The organism is Candidatus Pelagibacter communis, from assembly GCF_001179845.1.
GTDB lineage: Bacteria > Pseudomonadota > Alphaproteobacteria > Pelagibacterales > Pelagibacteraceae > Pelagibacter > Pelagibacter ubique_Q.
Genome location: NZ_CVSB01000041.1, coordinates 1 through 516, shown reverse-complemented (window position 1 = coordinate 516; position 516 = coordinate 1). Strand labels below are relative to the sequence as shown.

Genomic DNA, 516 nt, shown 5'->3' with positions numbered 1-516 from the left:
ATTGGAAATGATTGTAAAAAATAGAAATAATCAATTAAAAAAATCATTAGCTATTAATGAAGTTTCTGTATTGAGACAAAGCAGACAAGCTGCGTCGTTATTAATTAAACATGGTTCAAAAAAGATCATTAAAAATTTAGTTTCTGATGGAGTACTCGTTTCAACACCTGCTGGTAGTACTGCTTATAACCTTTCTGTACATGGTCCTATTCTAAGTTTAAATTCAAAAAAATTATCTATAGCTCCAATAAGCCCATTTAGACCAAGAAGATGGAAGGGTAAAATTGTCAATGATAAATTAAAAATTATCATTACTAATTTAAATCCTTCGAAAAGACCCATAAGCGCTGTTGCTGATAATTTAGAAGTAAGATATGCTAAATCTATTATAGTAAAGATTAATAATAAGATTAAGTTCAATCTTTTGTATGACAAAAATAGAAGTTTACAAAAAAAAATTAAGATTGAACAACTAAGAAATGAAACAAATTAATTTACTTTAAATCAAACAGATTT

1 pseudogene is annotated in these 516 nt (G+C 26.2%); it reads left to right on the top strand.

Going from position 1 to position 516, the window contains the following annotated elements:
* A pseudogene (locus tag AMN81_RS04170) lies at positions 1–493 on the top strand (NAD(+)/NADH kinase); the annotation flags it as partial.
* Positions 494–516: the final 23 nt, after the last annotated feature.